Here is a 21,101-nt window from a genome sequence, read left to right on the forward strand (position 1 = left end):
GTCATTAATTTGTGATGCCGGTCACACGAGCCTGCGCTAGCACTGTTAAGAGCGACAAGGGGGCAAGGGACAACACGCACTTTCGTGCTGGCACTGGTCTCCTATAATGGCGCGACAACGGAAAACACCGAGGGCGTCTGGAGGAGGAAAAGCCACGTGGATGTGTTGACGATCGACGGGCTGAGTGTCGATTTCCTGACCGGCGAAGGCCGCATCCGAGCCGTCGACGATGTCTCCTTTTCCGTTCCCCGCAACCGGACCGTGGCCCTTGTGGGAGAGTCCGGCTCCGGCAAGACCGTCATCTCCCAGACGATCATGGGCCTGCTGCCGGAAAAGGCACAGATCACGGGCGGCCGCGTGTTGTTCAGGGAGAACGACACGGCTGCCGCGGTCGACATCGCCGCCCTCGACCGCAAGGGGGCGGCCATGCGCGCCATCCGCGGCAACCGGATCGCCATCATCTTCCAGGAGCCGATGACGTCCCTGTCGCCGCTTCACACGATCGGCGACCAGATCGGCGAGGCGGCCGAGCTGCATCGGGGCGTCAGCGCGCAGGAGGCGCGCGAACTGACGCGGGAAATGCTGCGGCTGGTGCGCTTCCCCGATCCTGCGCGCTCGCTCGATTCCTATGCCTTCGAGCTGTCGGGCGGCCTGCGCCAGCGTGCGATGATCGCCATGGCGATGATCTGCCATCCTGCCCTGCTGATTGCGGATGAGCCGACCACTGCCCTCGACGTCACCATCCAGGCCGAGATCCTCAAGCTCATCAAGGATGTGCAGGCCGAGCTGCAGATGTCGACGCTGCTCATCACCCATGACTTCGGCGTCGTCGCCAACATGGCGGACGAGGTGGTGGTGATCTATCACGGCCGGATCATGGAGCGCGGCAGCGCGGCCTCGCTCTTTTCCAACCCTCGCCACGATTACCTGAAGGCACTGCTGAATGCGGTGCCACGCTTCGGTATGGACGAGGGCGAGAGGCTGGTGCCGATCCGCCCGATCGAGCCGCATGCGGAAGGCTTCCTCAAGAAGCGTTCGTCCGAGCGGGCTTGCGCCGTCGGGCAGCCGCTGATGAGCATGATCGATGTCACCAAGCGCTTCACGACCCGCAAGGGCGGGTTCCTGGGGGGCGGGACACGGTCCGTGCTTGCGCTCGACAACATCAACCTGACGGTCAGGCGAGGCGAATGCCTCGGCCTTGTCGGCGAGAGCGGCTCCGGCAAGACGACGGCTGCCAAGGCGATCCTGCGTGCCATCGAGATCAACGAGGGCGCGATCCGCTACGACTGCGGCGACGGGCCCGTGGATGTCGCCAGTCTGCAAGGGGCGGATCTGCTCGAGTATCGCCGGCGGGTCCAGCTGATCTTCCAGGATCCGTTCTCCTCGCTGAACCCGCGCATGACGGTGAACGAGCTGCTGGCGGAGCCGCTGGTCATCCACAAGGTCGGCACGCCCGAGGAGCGGGCAGAACGGGTGCGCGAACTGATGCGCCTCGTCGGCCTCGATCCGCGCTTTCTGCGCCGCTACCCGCATTCGTTCTCCGGCGGTCAGCGCCAGCGCATCGGCATCGCGCGTGCATTGGCGCTCAATCCGGAGTTCATCCTTTGCGACGAGCCGACATCGGCGCTCGACGTCTCGGTCCAGGCGCAGATCCTCAACCTGTTGCGGGATCTGAAGAAGGAACTCGGCCTCACCTATCTTTTCGTCAGCCACAATCTGGCGGTTGTTGATTACATCGCCGAGAGGCTGGCGGTGATGTGCCGCGGCCGTGTCGTCGAGGTCGGCAGTACCCGCAATGTGATCGGAAACCCGCTGCATCCCTACACACGCGCATTGCTGGCTTCCGTTCCCGAGCCCGATCTGAACGCGCCTCTGGATTTTGCGGCACTGGAAGCCGGACGAGCCTCGGAGCCTGATCTCTGGCCGGAGCCGTTCCGTATTGTCGACGGTGTCCGTCCGGTGCTGGTGGAGATGGAGACCGATCACTTCGTATGTGCGCCGGGTCTCGTCGGTGACGGCGCGCCGGCCTCGATGGAGGCAGCCCAATGACATCCCGTACCGTGCTGCCTGCGCTTGCCCTGTTCTGCACGTCCCTCCTTGCGGCGTTGCCGGCGTCGGCATTGACGCTGAAGGAGACGCCGTCCCTGGCCCCGCGCGTCGGCAGCGACCTGCCGCCGGTTTCGGAGCGGGTGCCGGCAGAGCCGTTGATCGTCGACCTGGAGGCACGTGGCCGCGAGATCGGCACGCCGGGTGGCAAGATCGACACACTGATCGGCCGCTCTCGCGACGTTCGCCTCATCAACGTCTGGGGCTATGCCCGTCTCGTTGCCTATAACGAGAAACTCGAACTGGTGCCCGACATCCTCAAGGACTTCGTCGAGGAGGACGGGCGCAGTTTCACCCTCACCCTGCGCAAGGGACACAAGTGGTCGGACGGCCACCCGTTCACCTCCGAGGACATCCGCTTCTGGTACGAGGATGTTGCCTCGAATGCCGAGTTGCAGCCTTCCGGCCTGCCGCAGTTCATGCTGGCTGGCGGGAAGCCGCCGATCTTCGAGGTGATCGACGAGACGACCGTCCGCTTCACGTGGGAGGCTCCCAACCCGCTGTTCAAGCCGGAGCTAGCCAAGTCGCGCCCGCCCTTCATCTATCGTCCGGCGCACTACCTGAAGCAGTTCCACGCGCGCTACGGGGATGCGGAGAAGATCCAGAAGCTGGCGGAAGAGCGCAAGCTGCGCAGCTGGGCCGCGCTCTTCAACAAGATGGACGACATGTATGATGCCCGGAACCCGGAGCTGCCGAGCCTGCAGCCATGGGTGAGGCTGGTGGATGACAGCGAGCGGCGGTTCGTGCTGCACCGCAATCCGTTCTACCATCGGATCGACTCCGCAGGGCAGCAGCTGCCCTATCTCGACAGCGTCGTGATGACGGTGGCCGACGGCAAGATTATCGCCGCGAAGACCCAGGCCGGCGAGGCCGACCTGCAGGCGCGCAATATCGGCTTTTCCGACATCACGATCCTCAAGCGCGGTGAAAAGCTCGGCCGGTTCGAGACGTATCTGTGGCCGATCAGCAAGGGCTCGCAGATTTCCCTGCAGCCCAACCTGACGGTCGCCGATCCGGTCTGGCGCAAGCTGATGCTGGATACGAGGTTCCGCCGTGCGCTCTCGCTCGGCATCGACCGCGAGATGATCAACAAGGTGCTTTATCTCGGGCTTGCCACGCCGGGTAACGACACGGTGCTCGAGCAGAGCCCGCTGTATCGCCAAGAGTACCGCGATCTCCATGCCCAGTTCGACCCCGAGGAGGCGAACCGCCTGCTGGACGAGATCGGCCTGACGGAGCGCCGGGGCGACGGGGTGCGGCTGATGCCGGACGGCCGGCCGCTCGAGATCATCGTCGAGGCGACCGGCGAGAGCCAGGAAGAGCTCGATGCACTGGAACTCGTCGGCGAGACCTGGCGCGAGATTGGTGTGAAGCTGTTCGCCAAGCCGAGCCAGCGCGACATCATCCGCGAACGGGCGCTGTCGGGTCTGCTGGTCATGTCGGTGTGGGCGGGTTTCGAGAACGGGATTCCGACCTCGGAAATGCCGCCGGAGGACTTTGCGCCGGTGCGCAGCGACTTCCTGTCCTGGTCGCGTTGGGGCAATTGGTACGAGACCGACGGTCAGACCGGAGAAAAACCGGACTGGGAGCCGGCGATCCGGCTGACGCAGCTCTACGACGACTGGCTGAAGTCCAGCTCCGAGGAGGAGCGGACGGAAATCTGGCACGAGATCCTGAAGATCCATGCCGAGGAGACCATTCATATCGGGCTGGTGTCGGAAGTCCGCCAGCCGGTTGTGGTGAAGGGCCTCGGCAATGTGCCGAAGGAAGGCATCTACGGCTGGGATCCCGGTGCCCAGTTCGGCATTCACCGAATGGACGAGTTCTACCGGAAGTGACGTGAGAATGGCGCTGCGGGGCGCTGGGGGAACCGCTTGATGCTCTACTATATCGTGCGCCGGGTGTTGACGATGATCCCGACGCTGTTCGTGATCAGCCTGCTGACATTCGTCATCATCGAGCTTCCGGCCGGTGACTATATTTCCAACCAGATTGCCGCTCTGCGGGCGACCGGAGAAAGCGCATCCATCGCCAAGCTCGAGTTCCTGCGGGCGGAGTTCGCGCTCGACCGGCCGTTCCTGGAGCGCTACCTGATCTGGATCGGCCTTTGGCCGGGGGTGCACGGCTTCGACGGGCTGCTGCAGGGCAATTGGGGCTGGTCTTTCGAATACGAGAAGCCGGTGTCCGAAGTGGTGGGGCCGACCCTGCCGCTGACCATCGTGCTGAACACGGCGACGATCCTGTTCGTCTATGTCGTCTCCTTCCCGATCGGCATCTATTCGGCGACCCGGCAATATTCCTGGGGTGACTACGGCTTCACGTTCATCGGCTATATCGGGCTTGCGACGCCGAACTTCCTTCTCGGCCTGATCATGCTGTATTTCGCCAATCTCTGGTTCGGCCTCTCGGTCGGCGGGCTCATGGCGCCGGAATATATCGGCCAGCCCTGGAGCGTGGGGAAGGCGCTGTCGGTGCTGGCGCACCTGATCGTGCCGACGGTGGTCATCGGAACCGCCGGCACGGCGGCGATGATCCGGCGGCTGCGGGCGAACCTTCTGGATGAACTCCACAAGCAATACGTGACGACCGCGCGCGCCAAGGGCCTGCGCGAATCCCGCCTCCTGGTGAAGTATCCGCTGCGCATGGCGCTCAATCCGTTCATTGCCGATATCGGCAACCTGATCCCTTCGCTCGTCTCCGGCTCGGTCATCGTGTCGGTCGTGCTCAACCTGCCGACCGTCGGACCGGTGCTGCTGAATGCCCTTCAGTCGCAGGACCAGTTTCTCGCCGGCTTCATCCTGCTCTTCGTCGCGGTCCTGACGCTGATCGGCATGCTGGTATCCGACCTGCTGCTGGCGGTCCTCGACCCGCGCATCCGGCTTGGGGGGAAGGCGTGATGAGCATGCGCAACGAGCCCGAGCACTACGTCAATCCGGATGTGTTCAACCCGTCTCACGCAGAATCGCTGACCCCGGAGCAGGAGCGCTACTACCAGGCCTCGCAGTGGACGATCATGTGGTGGAAGTTCCGCCGCCATCGGGTCGCCGTGTGGTCGGGCGTGATCCTCATCCTGTTCTACCTGTGCGTCCCGTTTGCCGAGATCATCGCTCCCTACTCGCCGAACCAGCGCTCCAACGACCACCTCTACGCGCCGCCGCAGACGCTGCGCCTGTTCCACGAAGGCTCCTTCGTCGGCCCGTTCGTCTACGGCCTGAAGGCGGATATCGACCTGGAGACGGTGCGCTGGGTCTATACCGAAGACCGGCAGGACGTGCAGCCGCTGCGCTTCCTCTGCTTCGGACCGCAATACAGGTTCTGGGGCCTTTTCGATGCGAGCTTCCACCTTGTCTGTCCGGCGAAGGAGGGGACGCTCTACCTCCTCGGCACCGACCGATTGGGGCGGGATGTGTTCTCCGGCCTCGTATACGGTGCGCGCCTGTCGCTCACCGTCGGCCTGATCGGTGTGACCATCTCCATCGTGCTGGGACTGTTCTTCGGCGGGCTGGCCGGCTTTTTCGGCGGCCTTATCGACAGCGCGATCCAGCGGGTGATCGAGATCCTGCGCTCTCTCCCGGAATTGCCCCTGTGGATGGCGCTGTCGGCCGCTCTTCCGGTCACCTGGTCGCCCGTTTGGATTTATCTCGGCATCACGGTGATCCTCGGCCTGCTCGACTGGCCCGGTCTTGCGCGTGCCGTGCGCTCCAAGCTGCTGGCTTTGCGCGAGGAGGAATATGCCAAGGCCGCACTGCTGATGGGGGCGAAGCCTTCGCGCGTCATCCGCAAGCACCTGCTGCCGGGCTTCACGAGCCACATCATCGCATCGGCCTCCCTGTCGATCCCGGCGATGATCCTCGGCGAGACGGCGCTGTCCTACCTCAACCTCGGTCTGCGCCGGCCTGCGGTGTCCTGGGGCGTCCTGCTCAACGAGGCGCAGGATATCTCGGTTGTGGTCATCTATCCCTGGCTGATGGCGCCGGTCGTTCCCATCATCATCGTCGTGCTCGCATTCAATTTCCTTGGCGATGGTTTGCGCGACGCCGCCGACCCGTATAAGTGATGCCCGGCAGGGGGCGTTGAAAGACCGGCCGCCACGCCGGCGAACAGGAAGACAAGGCATGTCCAAGAACGCATCGACCGCCGACGGCTGGGACGAGGAATATCGGCGCGGGCGCTGGGCGTTCCTTCGCGATCTGCCCGAAAGCGGTCGTTACGGCATCATCGGTATGTGGCTCGCCCTCAACGGCTCGCTCGACCGGGTGCTGGACATCGGGTGCGGCGAAGGCTTGCTGTATGAGCGCCTTCAGCCGATGGGCATCCAGCGTTATGTCGGCGTCGATCTCGCGCCGGCCGCGCTCGGCATCGCCAACGTGGACCCGGAGATCGCGTCTCTGCGCGCCGGCGACCTGCATACGTTCGCACCGGAGCAGGGCGAGGCCTTCTCCGCCATCGTCTTCAACGAGGTGCTGCACTTTTCCGACGATCCGGCAGCGGCGGTGGCGCGCTACGTGCCGTTCCTGGCGCCGGGTGGCGTGATCGCCATTTCGATGTACTCGCCGAAGCGGCTGGAGTCGGGCGCCAACCGCCTGATCGCCCGCCTGTGGGAAGCAACCGACGGACCGGACTGGGAAGTCCTCGACGATTACCGCCTGACCTCCGACAAGAAGAACGTCACCTGGCGGCTGCGGCTGCTCAGGCCTGCGGCTGGCTGACCGGCGGCAGGCCTCGCTCCATGCGCGTCACGTCCAGCAGCTCGGATATGCGGGTGAAGCGGGCGCCGGGATGCGCACTCAGGATAGCGAACGTCCTCTCCAGGAACTCGAAGCAGGCATCGTTCTGCGCCAGGTGATGGGAGAGGACGCCCAGCGGCTCGGCCGGGTTCGTGCGTCTTCGCGCCAGATGGTAGTCGAAGCGCAGGCCGGCCGACTGCCAGCCGATGAAGCGTCGCTCCTTCTTCCACTTGATCATGTCCACATGCGTCTGCACCTGCACAAGTGCGCGCGGATGGAACTGGGTGAAGGTCGAAAGGCCGGAAAGTCCGGCTTCCGCAAGGCGCGCTGAGATGCGTGGTGCGATACGGTTCCACGGCGGCACCATGACCGGCACGAAGCGCGGGCCGAACAGGCCCGCCAGGCGCCTGTTGCCACGGGCAAGAAGGGCAAGCGCCTCGTCGGGATCGCGCCGACGGCCGAACTCCGCGGCCTTTTCTCCCCGCGACTTGTCCTGAAAGTTGCGGTGCTCGTATCCGTGCTGAAGGACCGAGGCGAAGCGCTCGCCGGAAAGCCGATCTGCAAGAGCCTTTGTCGCATTCGCGGGGATCACTGCGAGTGCGACCTCGATCTCGTGGGTGTTTGCGATCTGCAGCAGCCGCTCAAGCGCCGGGGTGGGCTCGATTGCATCGTCGTCGCGCCACCAGACCGGCACGTCGTGGCCGCGTTCGGCGAACCAGTCGAGATGCCGGTTGAGACCGTCCCGAAAGTCGCGAAAACCGGCCTCGCTCATCGGTGGGCCTCCAGCGCATCCACCAGTATATCGGCAGCTGTCTCCGCCCCGCCGAACCGAACCGGGATATCGCGTTGCGGCAGGCTCAATGCGTCGTCGGCGGCCCTTGCAAGGGCCTCAGGGGTCAAGGTCTTTTCCGGCACTGCGACGGCACGGCCATGGCGCACCAGCGCATCCGCTCGCTGCTGCTGCTCCGTTTCCTTGATCTGGGCGAAGGGCACGAGCACGCTGGGCACGCCGGCCCGTAGAATGTCCAGAACGGTGTTGTAGCCCGCCTGGCTGATCGAAAGGCGGGCCCGTTCGAGCAACGATGGAAAGTCTCGCCGAGCCCGCTCGACAATGATGTTCTCTCCGCCCTGTCTGGACAGCCCCACAAAGCTCTCCCCGTCGATGTCATGGCCGGCGAGCAGCCGCCAGCGACACTCGCCGGCAAGGCGGGAAAGGGCAGGAGCGTTCAGCGCAGCCCTGAGCAGTCCGATGCCGACGGCGCCGCCGCCGCAGGAGACAATGACCTCGTCGCGGCCGTCATCGCCGGGGGCGTCTCTACCGCCCGTGCCGGTCTCGGCAAAGCCCGTATAGCGCAGCAGATGCGACACGCGGTCGGCGAAGGGAAAGCTGTCTTCCAGCCGGATGAAGGACGGGTCGGAGTGGATGAGGACAAGATCGTAGGCGGCCAGCGCCCGCTCGGCCATTTCCTCTTCCTTCCAGAGCTCCTGCTTTCGCACCAGAATGTCGCGGATGGAGGAGGAGATGAGCGGCGGGCGGGACTGCGCCCTCGCGGTGTCGACCAGACTTTGCATCTCGAACGCGAAGGGGCGCCGCCCGAACGGCCATGTTTCAGTGAGCAGAAGGTCGAACGGCCGAGCCTGAAAGGCGTCCAGAGTTGCTTGGCTGCGAGCCGTCTTCCACGCCTCGTCGATCTCGTGCCCCTCCGGTGTCAGGAAGGTCTTGAAGCGCGCGTCCTGTGCCCTCACCGGCGGCAGTTCGACGATCTCGATGCCCGTCGTGTCGAGCAGCGGCGGAAGCCGGTTCCCGGTTGCCAGCGTCACCGAGACACCGCGCGCTGCGAGCGCGCGGCCGATGGCGGCAGCACGCAGCGCGTGGCCGGTGCCGAGCAGGTGCTGGACATGGATGAAGGCGGATCGTGTCATTGCGGCGAAGCGGTAGCGCGCAGGGCGAAGTTGCGCAAGGCTTGCTCCAGAAGGGCATCGAGACTGGAGGCACCGCTGGCCAGCGTGTGCCGTTCGCGGATGTGGTCGCGGGCAGCAAGCCCCATGTCCGCCGCGCGAGCGGGATCCGACACAAGCGTCGCGAGATTTTCCGCGAAAGCTGCGGCGTTTCCCTCACTCGACAGAAGTCCGGTCCTTCCATGGGCGACGATGTCGGGCACGCCGAACGTGTCGCCTCCCACAATGGCAAGGCCGGCCGCCTGGGCCTCGAGGAAGACGAGGCCGAATGCCTCGCGGATCGCCGGCCAGACGAAGATGTCGTGGGACGCGCAAAGGCCCGGGATGTCTTCTCCCGTAACTGCGCCCGTGAAGGTGACCGGATGGCGGGCGAACAGCGCCTCGACCTCCGCCCTGCAAGGCCCGTCACCGGCAACGGTGAGGGCGAAACGGGATGAGTCAGGCAGTCGGTCCAGCGCATCGGCGAGCAGGCGATAGGAGGCGAGCTTCGCTCCCTCGCGCATCATGCCGATGGCAAGCAGCCGGATGGGCTCACCCTCACGGCGCGGGATACGGGAGGCCTGCAGGAACCGGCTTGCATCGAGAAACGGGGCAAGGACCGCGAGGCGTTCCGCGGGAACGACCGCGGCAAGGCATTCCCTGTCGGCCCTGTGCATGGCCGCAACCAGATCGGCGCGGGCGAGTGCCGCATCTGCCGCGGCAAAGCCATAGGCCCATTCGCCCGTCTTGCGCTTCGGGGCGCGGCTGGCCTCGACGACGACATAAGGGATGCCCAGCCGCGAAGCTATCGCCGGGCCGATCCAGTCCGGGGCCTTGTGGTAGAGATGATAGGTCAGGAAGAGGTCGGGGCGGTAACCTGACACCTCCCACGAGGAGAGAACACGTTCCGCCTCTACGTGTGCGGCCTGCTCCACCTCCTGCTGTACCTCGGCGCCGCCGGTTGCCCTCCATGACCGAAACCGTGTTGCGACCGTCACCTCGTGGCCCGCTGCTTCCAGCGCCTGGACGATCAGCCTGCCCATGGTCCGGTCGCCGGACGGCACCGGATCGTCGAGCGGTTTCATCGGAGCTGTGAAGGCGACGCGCATGCCGGTCTCCTGGGGAACCCTTAAGAGGCTCGCACCCGCTCCTTCAGAAGGGGGGCAAATCGCGCCGCCAGCCGGTCGAGGCCCGGGTCCGTCGAAAAGCGTCGACGGACGTCGTCGGAGGCGGCACGGCCAAGCCGCTCGCGCAGAGCCGGGTCGGCTATGAGCGAGGCCAGCGCAGCGCGCAAGCGCTCGCGATCCCCCGGCGGCACCAGGAGACCGGTCTTTCCATCGCGAATGAGCTCGGGGATTGCCGAGACATCGGTGGCGAGGCAGCACAGGCCCATCGCCTGGGCCTCCATCAGCACGTTGGGCAGGCCGTCGCGGTCGCCCGACTTCGCCACCTTCGAGGCGAGGACGAAGAGGTCCGCACGCGCAGTGGCCTCGATCACGTCTTCGCGCGGTCGCGCCCCGCGCCAGGTGACGCGGTCGGAGATACCGAGGGAGCCGGCGAGATCGGCCAGCCGGGTCGCCTGCTCGCCGCCGCCGATATGCTCGAAATGCCAGTCAAGTCCCTCCGGCAGGGCTGCCAGCGCCGCCAGAAGATCGTCGTAGCCCTTCTTCTCCACGGCTCTGCCCACGGAGAGAATGCGGACCGGCCCGGCTTGCCCGCCATCGCCCTTGCCGTAGTCATCGCGGCCGGGGAACGGGGTAAAGTCCAGCCCGTGATAAACCAGCTCCAGCTTGCCCGGCTGCGCGCAGAGCGAGCGAAGATGGTCGAGGTTGACACGGGTGCAGGTGACGCCCCATGCGGCGTCGTCGAGCTTCACCCGCAGGTCCCATTCCTCGCTGGTCCAGATGTCCTTGGCATGGGCGGAAAACGACCAGCCGCGGCCCGAAAGGTGAGCCGCATATCGCGCTACCGAACAGGGCGTGTGTAGGTAGTGGGTGTGGATCCAGGCGATGTCGCCGGGGAGTTCATGTGCGAAGACGCAGGCCTGAGCCCAGCGACGCTGGCGGTTGGCATTCGGTTCCTTGGCGAAGTCGGCCATGAACAGGGCGTGGGCATCGCGGTAGGTCGGCTGCCGTTCGGCCCAGCGTTTTGCCCGGGCGACGCGCGCGGGATCATCCTTCACATATTCCGGCAGATAGAGCACTTCGGCCGAGATCTGCCGGTGCACTTCGTGGATGAAAGGGTCGTAGGGCTGGCGCAGGGCGACGATCAACTGGCCGATCCCGCGGCGCTCCAGGCCGAGGGTCTCCTGCGCGATGAAAGTCTCCGAAAGACGTGGATACCCTTTTACGACAACGGCGATACGGGACATGCGATGCGAAGGTCCTGAAAGCGTGAAGGTCTGCCCTAAACGACGCGGATGAACGCGGGACGGTCAGGCGCGCGCGGAAGCGAGTTCCCGGACGGCGGCGCTACGCTGCGCGAGGATGCGCTCCACCCGGTCGCCGATCACGTCGAGACCGCCGAGCAGGTTGTCGATGCCGGCGGCGGAGGGGGGAGCGAGCCAAGGCAGTTCCGCCAATGCGTCGATCATCTTGTCGACGTCCGGGTAGGCGTCGATCGGCAGCACCTTCAAAAGACCGATGGTCTCGGCTCTTGTGGCCCGGATCGACTGCTCGCGGCGCGGAACGACGCGCGGCACCAGGAGCGTCGGCTTGTCGAAGGACAGGATCTCGCAGAACGTGTTGTAGCCGCCCATGCCGACGATGGCCTTGGCACCGGCCATGTAGGGCTCGATGGTCGGCAGGAAGCGCAGGATATGCACGTCGCGCAGCGATTCTGCCCGCGCCAGGAACTCCGCTGCGGCCTGTGCCGGCATGAACGGGCCGAGGACGATCAGGGCGGGGAAGAGCGGTTGCGCGCGGGATTCGTAGGCGCGCATTACCCAGTCGACCATTTCGACGCCGTCGCCGCCGCCGCCCGGCGTGACAAGGATGTAGGGCTCGTCGTCGAAGGGCAGGGGCTCGGTGATTCGTGCGTCGGCCGGCACGTCGCGGCGCAGATAGCCGGTGTTCACCGCCTTCGCGTGGACATTGGCCGAAAGGCCCATTCCCGCCAGCGGGTCATGCAGGTCGGGTGGGCCGTAGATCCAGATTTCGTCGTAGAGGCTCTCCAGTGCCGGATCGACGTTCTTGCGCGTCCATTCCTCGCGCAGCACGGTCGGATCGTCCATCACGTCGCGCAGACCCAGGATCAGGCGTGTGTTGCCGCGCTCCTTGAGCATCTCCAGCGTGCCGAGGATCTCGCCGCGCAGACCGAGCGGCTCCTTGTCGACGATCAGGATGTCAGGGTCGAACACCTTGGCCGTATGCTCGATGATCGAGGTCCGGATCGCGAGAATGTGCTCGATGTTGAGCGAGAGCGACAACGGCGTGTATTCGCCGTTGCGCAGCTTGATTACACCGGGGATGCGCACGAAGTCGACGCGCGAGCGGAACTCGAAGCTGCCGATGATCGGAGAGCCCGACAGGATCAGCACGGACATGTCGGAAAAGCGGCGGGTCAGCGCATGTGCGATGGTGCGGCACCGTCGCAGATGACCGAGCCCGAAGGAATCATGGCTGTAGATCAGCACTTTCGGGGCGCTATTGGTCATGCCTACCCATTCGGTCAGCGCGTCGGTACTGGCGCACGGCCGCGCGTCCCCATTGTCAGTCTTTCTCTATCTTCCGATTGCGGTTGATGCAAGGGTGAGCGCTATTGTTACTTGTAGCGGTTTTGGCGGGCTGCGTTATGATACGCGCGAGACCTGCCGGATGGTGAACAGGCCCGCGACCCGATAACGCGACCGACGATGGAAAAAAGCCTCTTCAAGTTCATCTGGCGATACAGCGCCCGTCAGCAACTGACGATCCTGCTCATTACGGTGATCGCCTATCCGGTCACCTATGTGCTGCTGGAGCTTCCGAAGCTCATCGTCAACGATGCGATTCAGGGCGAAAACTTCCCGCGTGAGGTCTATGGGCTCGAGTTCGATCAGGTGTCTTACCTGGTCGTGTTGTGCCTGGCCTTTCTCGGTCTGGTGATTCTATCCAACGGCATCAAGCTTGCCTTGAACGTCTACAAGGGCCGGCTCGGCGAGCGCATGTTGCGCCGTCTGCGATTCGAGCTGTTCCAGCGCGTCCTGCGCTTCCGCCTGCCGCACTTCAAGAAGGTCAGCTCCGGCGAGATCATCCCTATGATCACCTCGGAGGTCGAGGATGTCGGCGGCTTCATCGGCGAGGCGGTGGCACTTCCCGCCTATCAGGGCGGCATGCTGGCCGTGCAGATCGGCTTCATCTTCATGCAGGATCCGCTGCTCGGACTGGCAGCGATCTCCTCCTATCCGATGCAGGCCTATGTCATCCCGAAGCTGCAGAGGCGGGTCGTCCTGCTGTCGCGCCAACGCGTACGCAATGTACGGGTGATCGCCGACAAGATTGGTGAGAGCATCGGCGGTGTGTCGGAAATTCATGCCAACGACTCATCTGCTTGGCATTCTGCGGATATTTCCGAGCGTCTCTACACCAACTACCAGATCCGCTTCAAGATCTTCAATTGGAAGTATTTCATCAAGTTTCTGAACAACTTCATGAACCAGTTGACGCCGTTCCTTTTCTATCTGATCGGTGGCTGGCTGGTGATCGAAGGTGAGCTGTCGATCGGCGCGCTGCTGGCCGTCATCGCTGCGTACAAGGATCTCGCAGGTCCCTGGAAGGAGCTGCTCGCCTATTACCAGATGGTGGCGGATGTCGAGGTGAAGTACCAGACGGTGGTCGAGAATTTCGATCCCGCCGACATCTATCCGGTTACGCGCCTGACAGACGAGAGCGCGGATACGCAGCTGGCCGGCGATCTGGTGATGCGCAGCGTCAGCTTCTCCGGTGGAGCCGCGGGGCAGGAAGTGTTCGATGTCTCGTTGACCGTGAAGGCCGGTGTGCATGCGGCTGTCGCTGGGCCGGATGGGTCCGGCCGCACTGAAGTGCTCCAGCTCGCGGCTGGTTTGCTGGGTGCGACAAGCGGACGGGTGGAGATAGGCGGGCACAATCTCGACAATCTGAGCGAGGCGGTGCTTGGCCGTCAGATCGCCTATGTCGGCCCTTCGGTACATGTGTGGACCGGCACCGTACGCGACAACATTCTCTATGGCCTCCGCCACCGGCCATTGCGCCCGCCCGAACGGGAAGGGGATGACAAGGCAAGGCACGCCCGCCGGCTGGCCGAGGCGCGAGCAACGCAGAACCCGGAATACGACATCCAGGCGGAATGGGAAGACTTCGAGGCTGCCGGTGTCGATACGGTCGACGCTCTGGATGCCCGTGCGCTCGAACTGATCGAGATGACCGGCCTTGCCGCCGACGTGTTCCGGATGGGCTTGCAGTCGCCCATCGATCCGGCGCGCTACCCGGAGTTCGCCGACCGCGTGCTTGCCGTGCGCAGGGCGCTTGCCGACAGGGTTGCCGGCGACGGCCGCCTCGCGGCGATGGTCGAACTCTGGGATGTCGAGCGCTTCAACAATTCCGCCAGTCTTGCCGAAAACCTGTTGTTCGCGATGCCCGTGGAACCGACCCTCGGCGTCGATACCCTGGCGTCGGATCCGGATGTCGCCGCGGCGCTTGAAGAGACGGGGTTGCGGGATCGGCTTGTCGAGATCGGCCTGAAGATCGCCGGCACGATGGTCGAGCTGTTCGCAAATGTCAGCGACGATTCCGGCTTGCTCGGCGACTACTCCTTCATCACGCTCGACGAGTTGCCGGAATTCGACAGGATTGTGCGCATCTCTCGCCTCGAATCCTCGAAGGGGCAACTGCGCGGCCCCGACAAGGAGCGGCTGATCGGTCTGGCCTTCAAGCTGATTCCCGCCCGTCACCGCCTCGGTGTCCTCGACGATGCCATGCGAGATGAGATCGTCGCGGCACGTGCGGCCTTCCATAAGCGCCTCAATGGCGACCAGAGCCGCTTTGTCGTGTTCGACCGCGACAGCTTCATCGCGCCGATGTCGATCGAGGACAATCTTCTGTTCGGCCGTCCGCGCGTCGACCGGCGCGATGCGCGCGAGAAGATCGACGGGCTGATCCGCTCGATCGTCGACGAGATGGAACTGCGCCGCCCGATCGTGCGCGCCGGCCTCGATTTCCATGTCGGTGTCGCGGGGTCGCGCCTTTCCACCGGTCAGCGCCGGCGCGTCGCGCTGGTGCGGGCGTTGATGAAGAACGCCCCGATCACCATTCTCGACGACACGGCAAGCAGCGGCAGCGACGATGACAAGGCGCTTCGCTCCTCCATCCGCCGGGCGCTCAAGGGGCGGATGCTGCTGTTCGGCGCGCCCAATTTGATCGTGGCGGGCGAGTTCGACCATAGTATCGTGATGAACCAGGGACGCGTCGTGGATGAGGAAGCTGCCTCATGACGCAACTGCCCGCCATAACGGCCGTCCCCAACCTGACTGCGGAGGCGTACGGTACCGTTCCGGCCGCGCTCCCGAAGGAGGACATGTGACCCTTGATGCGGAAGTCGATGCATTGCGGCGCGTGCCGCTTTTCCGGGGCATCGACGCCACCAAGCTGAGGCTCCTGGCCTTCATCTCCGACCGGACGCGCTTCACGCCGGGCGAGCATCTTTGCGATCAGGGGGACGAGGGCGATTCCGCTTTCATCATCCTTGCCGGTGAGGCCGAGGTGCGTGTGAGCACCCCGGACGGCGAGCGTGCGGTGGCGCGACTGGGCGAGAATTCGATAGTTGGCGAGATCGCGATCCTGTGCGACGTTCCCCGGACGGCCACTGTCGTAGCTACCAAGGAGATGGACGTCCTGACTGTCTCGAAGGATGATTTCCTCCGTCTCCTCAAGGAGTTCCCGGATATGTCGCTAGAGGTGATGCGCACGCTCGCCAAACGCCTGGATCGTACCACGCAGGATCTCGTTGCACTCCAGTCCTCGGGCGGCAGGGCGTGAAGACGGGGATGGCCTTTCTGTGACCCTTTCGCTGAAGCTGTGGGGCGTGCGTGGATCGACGCCGACGCCCGGTCCCTCGACACTGCGCTACGGCGGAGAGACCACGTGTTTCGAGATTCATGCCGGTGGCGATATCTTTATGATCGACTGCGGATCAGGCGCACGCAATCTAGGAATGGAATTGCACGCCCGTCCGCCGGCGGAATACGACCTCTTCTTCACCCATACCCATCTCGACCATATTTGCGGGCTGCCGTTCTTCACGCCGGCCTATGACGACCGGTTTTCCATCAACGCCTGGGCCGGGCATTTCGCCGACAGTTCGGGGTTGATGGACATCATCTGCCGCATCATGTCGCCGCCGATCTTTCCCGTGGCAGCCAACACGCTGCGGGCGGTGACGTTCCGCAATTTCCGCGCCGGTGGAGAGATCGAGCGCAAGGGGGCGGCACGCCTGACCACGGTTGCCCTCAACCATCCGGGCGGCGCGACGGGCTATCGGATCGCGCATGAGGGAAAATCGATCTGCGTGATCACCGATCACGAGCATGGCGACGCCGAGGTGGATCGGGCCGTCCGGCGCTTCGTGGAAGGCGCCGACGTGATGATCTACGACGCCATGTACACGGACGAGGAATATGCCCGTTATGCCGGTTGGGGACATTCCACCTGGCAGAAGGGTGTCGAGCTGGGGTTGGAGGCCGGGATCTCGCAGGTGGTTCTGCATCACCATGATCCGAGGCGGTCCGACGACGCGCTCGACGCTATCGGCGAGGAAGCCTCCCGCCGGCATCCCGGTGCCGTTGTCGGGCGTGAGGGGATGGTTGTCGTTCCGTGAGGCCGAACGCGACGCCCTTGCGCGGGTGACGACCGCAAGGCGATCGGGCCCGTCGAGGGAACGTGACGAGGCCGCGACAACACCTGTGCGTTAGGATCGTCCTGGCGAGGGGAGGGGCGATGGCACGAGGCGGCAACAGAGGTGACCAAACGAGCGGCGCTCCCGCGCGTGTACGCTCGGAAATCGCTCTGCGCGAAACAGAGGCGGAGCGCCTGATCGGCTGGATCCAGCTGGCCATGGTGCTGTTCTTCGCGGCGCTTTACTCGCTCGCGCCTCGTGCGGAAGGGGGCGGTGGCTTCAATTTCGTGCCGCTGGCCCTTGGCGCCTATTTCCTGTTCACGATCCTGCGTGTGGCGCTGTCCTACCGGATAGTCCTGCCGTTCTGGTATCTGGTGATTTCGGTCATCGTTGACGTTGCCCTTTTGTGCGGGCTGATCTTCTCGTTCCACATCCAGTACGCGCAACCGGCGACCTTCTATCTGAAGGCGCCGACGCTGATGTATCTGTTCCTGTTCATCGCGCTGCGGGCGCTGCGCTTCGAACCGCGTTTCGTGTTGATCACAGGTCTCGTCGGGGCGCTCGGCTGGGGTGCGCTCGTCCTCTATGCCGTCCTCCAGGGCATGGGCTCCATGTCCATCACCCGCAACTACGTCGAGTATCTGACGTCGAACGCGATCCTGATCGGCGCAGAGCTCGACAAGGTCATCGTCATTCTCGGGGTTACCCTGTGTCTCTCCGTCGCGCTCTACCGCGGGCGCAAGATGTTCTTCGAGGCTGTGCGCGACCACGCGGCCGCTCAGGACCTGAGTCGGTTCTTTGCGACTGAGGTGGCCCGTTCGATCACCGGCGCCGAGGAAGCGTTGACCGCGGGACAGGGAAGCCTACGGGACGCCGCCGTGATGATGGTCGATATCCGCGGCTTCACGCGTATCGCTGCCACCTTGCCGCCTGAGACGGTGATGATGGTCCTGTCTCGATACCAGGAAGCGGTGCTTCGCGTCATCGCCCGCCATGGCGGCGAGGTCGACAAGTTTCTGGGCGACGGGGTCTTGGCGACGTTTGGTGCGGTGGCGCCCAGTCCGACAGCCGCGGCGGATGCGGTGCGGGCGGGCCTGGAACTTCCGCAGGTTTTCGCCGATCTGGCACCGGATCTGACGCTTGAGGGATGGCCTGAAGCCTTGCGGGCGGGGGCGGCCATTGCGTCCGGCCCGGTCACGGTCGGCGTGGTGGGCGCCGCCGGCAGGCTCGAGTTCACCGTCATTGGAGATGCAGTCAACCGAGCGGCAAAACTGGAGGACGCCAACAAGCAACAGGGCACCACCGTGCTGACGGATGCCGCCACCTATGCGGCTGCGGTGGCTCGGGGGTTGGCGGATTTCGGGCCGGAACTGCGCCCTTGCCAGGTCGTGTCCGGACTGTCCGAAAGAGCCGATCTCGTCGTTCTCGCATGACGTTAGGTCATAGGCGGCAGATGCTTGACCGCTCGTCCGCTTCCTGCCACCTGTTGCTCACCCATCCGGTCCAGAAGGTGCGTTGCACCTCGATAAAATCAGGGAGTGAACATGAAGCTTGGGGAAGGAATTGCCGCCGTCGTAACGGGCGGTGCGTCGGGTCTTGGCGCTGCGACGGCTCGCCGTCTTGCCGCCGCTGGCGTGAAGGTCACGCTGTTCGACATGAATGTGGAGCAGGGCGAGGCGATCGCCAAGGAGATCGGCGGCGCGTTCGTCGCGGTCGACGTGACCAGCAATGACAGCGTCAAGGCCGGCTTTGTGGCCGCTCGCGAGCATTTCGGTGTCGAGCGTATTCTCGTCAACTGCGCGGGCATCGCACCGGTCGCCAAGACCACGTCGCGCGGCGAACCGCACCCGCTGGACATGTTCGAAAAGGTGATTGCGGTCAATCTGGTCGGCACCTTTCGCTGCATCGCGCACTCATCCACGGCGATGGTGGAGCTCGATCCGATCACGGCCGATGGGGAGCGCGGCGTGATCGTCTCCACGGCCTCCGTGGCAGCCTTCGACGGCCAGATCGGACAGGTCGCTTATGCCGCGTCCAAGGGCGGCATTGCCGCATCGACGCTTCCGATCGCCCGCGATCTGTCGAAGTCCGGCATTCGCGTCATGACCATCGCACCGGGCATCTTCGAGACGCCGATGCTGCTGGGACTTTCTCAGGAAGTGCAGGATTCGCTCGGCCAGCAGGTGCCGTTTCCCTCGCGCCTCGGTCGTCCGTCGGAATATGCGGACCTCGTCGCGGCGATCTGCGAAAATCCGATGCTCAACGGCGAGACCATCCGTCTCGATGGCGCGATCCGCATGGCACCGCGCTGATGCGCAGGTGCCGGCAAGGTGCACCGCGCTGATGCGCAGGTGCCGGCAAGGTGCACCGCGCTGATGCGCAGGTGCCTCAGATGGTTGGCATCGTATTCATGAGCACAAAATGAAACCGGCCGCCCGATGGGCAGCCGGTTTTTTCGTGTTCAGCGGCTGTTGGCTCAGTCGACGCGGCGCACGGCGCCTTCTGCGGCCGAGGTCGCGAGCAGCGCATAGGCCTTCAGGGCCGTGGAGATCTTGCGCGTGCGCTTCTCGCCCGGCTTCCAGGCGGCCGCGCCCCTGGCTTCCATCTCCGCACGCCGGCGCGCCATCTCCTCGTCCGAGACGGCAAGGTGGATCGTCCGGTTCGGGATGTCGATCTCGAGCGTGTCGCCTTCCTGCGCAAGGCCGATCTCTCCGCCTTCCGCCGCCTCGGGCGAAACGTGGCCGATGGACAGGCCGGAGGTGCCGCCGGAGAAGCGCCCGTCGGTGACGAGGGCGCACTTCTTGCCGAGGCCTTTCGACTTCAGATAGCTCGTCGGATAGAGCATTTCCTGCATGCCGGGGCCGCCGCGCGGGCCTTCATAGCGGATCAGCACCACGTCGCCGGCTTCGATCTTGCCGGTCAGGATGGCGCTGACGGAGCTGTCCTGGCTTTCGAAGATGCGGACACGGCCGGTGAACTTGAGAATGGACTCATCGACGCCGGCCGTCTTCACGATGCAGCCGTCACGAGCGATGTTGCCGTAGAGAACGGCAAGGCCGCCGTCCTGGGAATAGGCATGCTCCTTGGCGCGGATCACGCCCTTCTCGCGGTCGGTGTCGACGCTGTCATAGCGGCAATCCTGCGAGAACGCGGTCTGACTGGGGATGCCCGCCGGGCCGGCGCGGAAGAAGTCGTGGACGCTCTGGCTGGTGGTACGCTTGACGTCCCAGCGGTCCAGCGCGTCGGCGAGGCTCGGCGAATGGACCATGGGCAGGGACGTGTCGAGCAGGCCGGCACGGTCGAGCTCGCCGAGAATGCCCATGATGCCACCGGCCCGGTGCACGTCTTCCATGTGAACATGCGAGACCGACGGGGCGACCTTGCACAGCACCGGCACCTTGCGCGACAGCTTGTCGATGTCGGCCATCGTGAAGTCGATCTCGCCCTCGCGGGCCGCGGCCAGCAGGTGCAGCACGGTGTTGGTCGAGCCGCCCATGGCGATGTCCAGCGACATGGCGTTGTGGAACGCCTGACGATTGGCGATCGAGCGCGGCAGCACGCTGTCGTCGTCCTGCTCGTAGTGCCTGCGGGTGACATCGACGATCAGGTGGCCGGCCTCGACGAACAGCCGCTTGCGGTCCGCATGGGTGGCGAGCGTCGAGCCGTTGCCGGGGAGCGACAAGCCGAGAGCCTCGGTGAGGCAGTTCATCGAGTTGGCGGTGAACATGCCGGAGCAGGAGCCACAAGTCGGGCAGGCGGACCGCTCGATGGCCTGAACGTCCTCGTCGGACATGCTGTCGTCGGCTGCCGCGACCATCGCATCGACCAGGTCGAGGTGGCGCTCCTTGCCGTCGGCCAGCTTGACCTTGCCGGCCTCCATCGGGCCGCCCGAGACGAACACGGCCGGGATGTTGAGGCGCATTGCGGCCATCAGCATGCCGGGAGTGATCTTGTCGCAGTTGGAGATGCAGACCATGGCGTCGGCGCAATGGGCGTTGACCATGTATTCGACGCTGTCGGCGATGATCTCGCGCGAGGGCAGCGAGTAGAGCATGCCGTCATGGCCCATCGCGATGCCGTCGTCGACGGCGATCGTGTTGAACTCCTTGGCAACGCCGCCGGCAGCCTCGATCTCTCGGGCAACCAACTGACCGAGATCCTTCAGATGCACATGGCCCGGCACGAACTGGGTGAAGGAGTTGACCACGGCAATGATCGGCTTGCCGAAATCTCCGTCCTTCATGCCTGTGGCGCGCCACAGGCCGCGTGCGCCCGCCATGTTGCGTCCGTGGGTGGTGGTTCTGGACCGGTAAGTCGGCATGCTCGCCTCGATCAGTTCGTATGACTATTAGTTCGGAAGGATGGGGTACGGGATCGGGACCGTCGACGCAAGGAAATTGCTGGACGGGCCGGCAATCCGGCCATGCGTTGCGCGCAAGGGTGCCGGATCGGGCGCTTTGCGCGCCCGTATTGGCTGAAAAT

At 64.7% G+C, this 21,101-nt stretch carries 16 protein-coding genes; 10 read left to right on the forward strand and 6 right to left on the reverse strand.

Going from position 1 to position 21,101, the window contains the following annotated elements; genetic code table 11:
* Positions 1–156 precede the first annotated feature (156 nt).
* From GH266_RS21480 to GH266_RS21500, 5 genes are read left to right on the forward strand one after another with little or no spacing between them, the layout of a single operon-like run.
* Positions 157–2,049: an ABC transporter ATP-binding protein gene (locus GH266_RS21480; protein WP_158195652.1), complete on the forward strand. Its 1,893-nt coding sequence runs from the start codon at positions 157–159 to the stop codon at positions 2,047–2,049.
* Complete coding sequence (locus tag GH266_RS21485; RefSeq protein ID WP_158195653.1) at positions 2,046–3,944, forward strand: ABC transporter substrate-binding protein; 1,899 nt, start codon at positions 2,046–2,048, stop codon at positions 3,942–3,944. Before GH266_RS21480 ends, GH266_RS21485 begins: the two co-directional genes overlap by 4 nt.
* A gap of 39 nt (positions 3,945–3,983) precedes the next feature.
* Positions 3,984–5,003: an ABC transporter permease gene (locus GH266_RS21490; protein ID WP_158195654.1), complete on the forward strand. Its 1,020-nt coding sequence runs from the start codon at positions 3,984–3,986 to the stop codon at positions 5,001–5,003.
* A complete protein-coding gene (locus tag GH266_RS21495; protein ID WP_158195655.1) occupies positions 5,003–6,163 on the forward strand; it encodes an ABC transporter permease in 1,161 nt (386 codons plus the stop codon). The genes GH266_RS21490 and GH266_RS21495 overlap by 1 nt, the downstream gene beginning before the upstream one ends.
* Positions 6,164–6,221: 58 nt before the next feature.
* The gene (locus tag GH266_RS21500) at positions 6,222–6,815 is read left to right on the forward strand and encodes a class I SAM-dependent methyltransferase (RefSeq protein WP_158195656.1); all 594 of its coding nucleotides are present in this window, start codon (positions 6,222–6,224) and stop codon (positions 6,813–6,815) included.
* On the opposite strand, the gene GH266_RS21505 is transcribed toward GH266_RS21500, so the two are convergent.
* The 5 genes from GH266_RS21505 to GH266_RS21525 all read right to left on the reverse strand — a co-directional run bounded on the left by GH266_RS21505 (position 6,796) and on the right by GH266_RS21525 (position 12,426).
* On the reverse strand, positions 6,796–7,605 hold the full coding sequence (locus GH266_RS21505) for a polysaccharide deacetylase family protein (RefSeq protein ID WP_158195657.1): 810 nt from the start codon (positions 7,603–7,605) through the stop codon (positions 6,796–6,798). The two genes, GH266_RS21500 and GH266_RS21505, sit on opposite strands and share 20 nt — an antisense overlap.
* A complete protein-coding gene (locus GH266_RS21510) occupies positions 7,602–8,756 on the reverse strand; it encodes a glycosyltransferase family protein (protein WP_158195658.1) in 1,155 nt (384 codons plus the stop codon). Before GH266_RS21510 ends, GH266_RS21505 begins: the two co-directional genes overlap by 4 nt.
* A complete protein-coding gene (locus tag GH266_RS21515; RefSeq protein ID WP_158195659.1) occupies positions 8,753–9,880 on the reverse strand; it encodes a glycosyltransferase family 4 protein in 1,128 nt (375 codons plus the stop codon). The genes GH266_RS21510 and GH266_RS21515 overlap by 4 nt, the downstream gene beginning before the upstream one ends.
* Before the next feature lie 20 nt (positions 9,881–9,900).
* Complete coding sequence (locus tag GH266_RS21520) at positions 9,901–11,142, reverse strand: glycosyltransferase family 4 protein (protein ID WP_158195660.1); 1,242 nt, start codon at positions 11,140–11,142, stop codon at positions 9,901–9,903.
* Positions 11,143–11,205: 63 nt separating this feature from the next.
* Positions 11,206–12,426, reverse strand: a complete 1,221-nt coding sequence (locus tag GH266_RS21525) for a glycosyltransferase family protein (protein ID WP_158195661.1) — start codon at positions 12,424–12,426, stop codon at positions 11,206–11,208.
* A gap of 198 nt (positions 12,427–12,624) precedes the next feature.
* Between GH266_RS21525 and GH266_RS21530 the strand changes: the two genes are divergently transcribed.
* The 5 genes from GH266_RS21530 (at position 12,625) to GH266_RS21550 (ending at position 18,931) form a co-directional block, all read left to right on the forward strand.
* Complete coding sequence (locus tag GH266_RS21530) at positions 12,625–15,219, forward strand: ABC transporter ATP-binding protein (RefSeq protein WP_158195662.1); 2,595 nt, start codon at positions 12,625–12,627, stop codon at positions 15,217–15,219.
* A gap of 85 nt (positions 15,220–15,304) precedes the next feature.
* A complete protein-coding gene (locus GH266_RS21535; protein ID WP_158195663.1) occupies positions 15,305–15,763 on the forward strand; it encodes a cyclic nucleotide-binding domain-containing protein in 459 nt (152 codons plus the stop codon).
* Between the two features lie 19 nt (positions 15,764–15,782).
* A complete protein-coding gene (locus tag GH266_RS21540) occupies positions 15,783–16,601 on the forward strand; it encodes an MBL fold metallo-hydrolase (protein ID WP_158195664.1) in 819 nt (272 codons plus the stop codon).
* A 119-nt stretch (positions 16,602–16,720) separates the two neighbouring features.
* Positions 16,721–18,052, forward strand: coding sequence for an adenylate/guanylate cyclase domain-containing protein (locus GH266_RS21545; RefSeq protein WP_158195665.1), 1,332 nt, complete (start codon positions 16,721–16,723; stop codon positions 18,050–18,052).
* Positions 18,053–18,163: 111 nt separating this feature from the next.
* The gene (locus GH266_RS21550) at positions 18,164–18,931 is read left to right on the forward strand and encodes an SDR family NAD(P)-dependent oxidoreductase (protein WP_158195666.1); all 768 of its coding nucleotides are present in this window, start codon (positions 18,164–18,166) and stop codon (positions 18,929–18,931) included.
* A gap of 164 nt (positions 18,932–19,095) precedes the next feature.
* On the opposite strand, the gene ilvD is transcribed toward GH266_RS21550, so the two are convergent.
* The gene (ilvD, locus tag GH266_RS21555) at positions 19,096–20,940 is read right to left on the reverse strand and encodes a dihydroxy-acid dehydratase (RefSeq protein ID WP_158195667.1); all 1,845 of its coding nucleotides are present in this window, start codon (positions 20,938–20,940) and stop codon (positions 19,096–19,098) included.
* Between the last annotated feature and the right edge of the window lie 161 nt (positions 20,941–21,101).

Origin of the sequence: Stappia indica, from assembly GCF_009789575.1 — a bacterium.
GTDB classification, from domain to species: domain Bacteria; phylum Pseudomonadota; class Alphaproteobacteria; order Rhizobiales; family Stappiaceae; genus Stappia; species Stappia indica_A.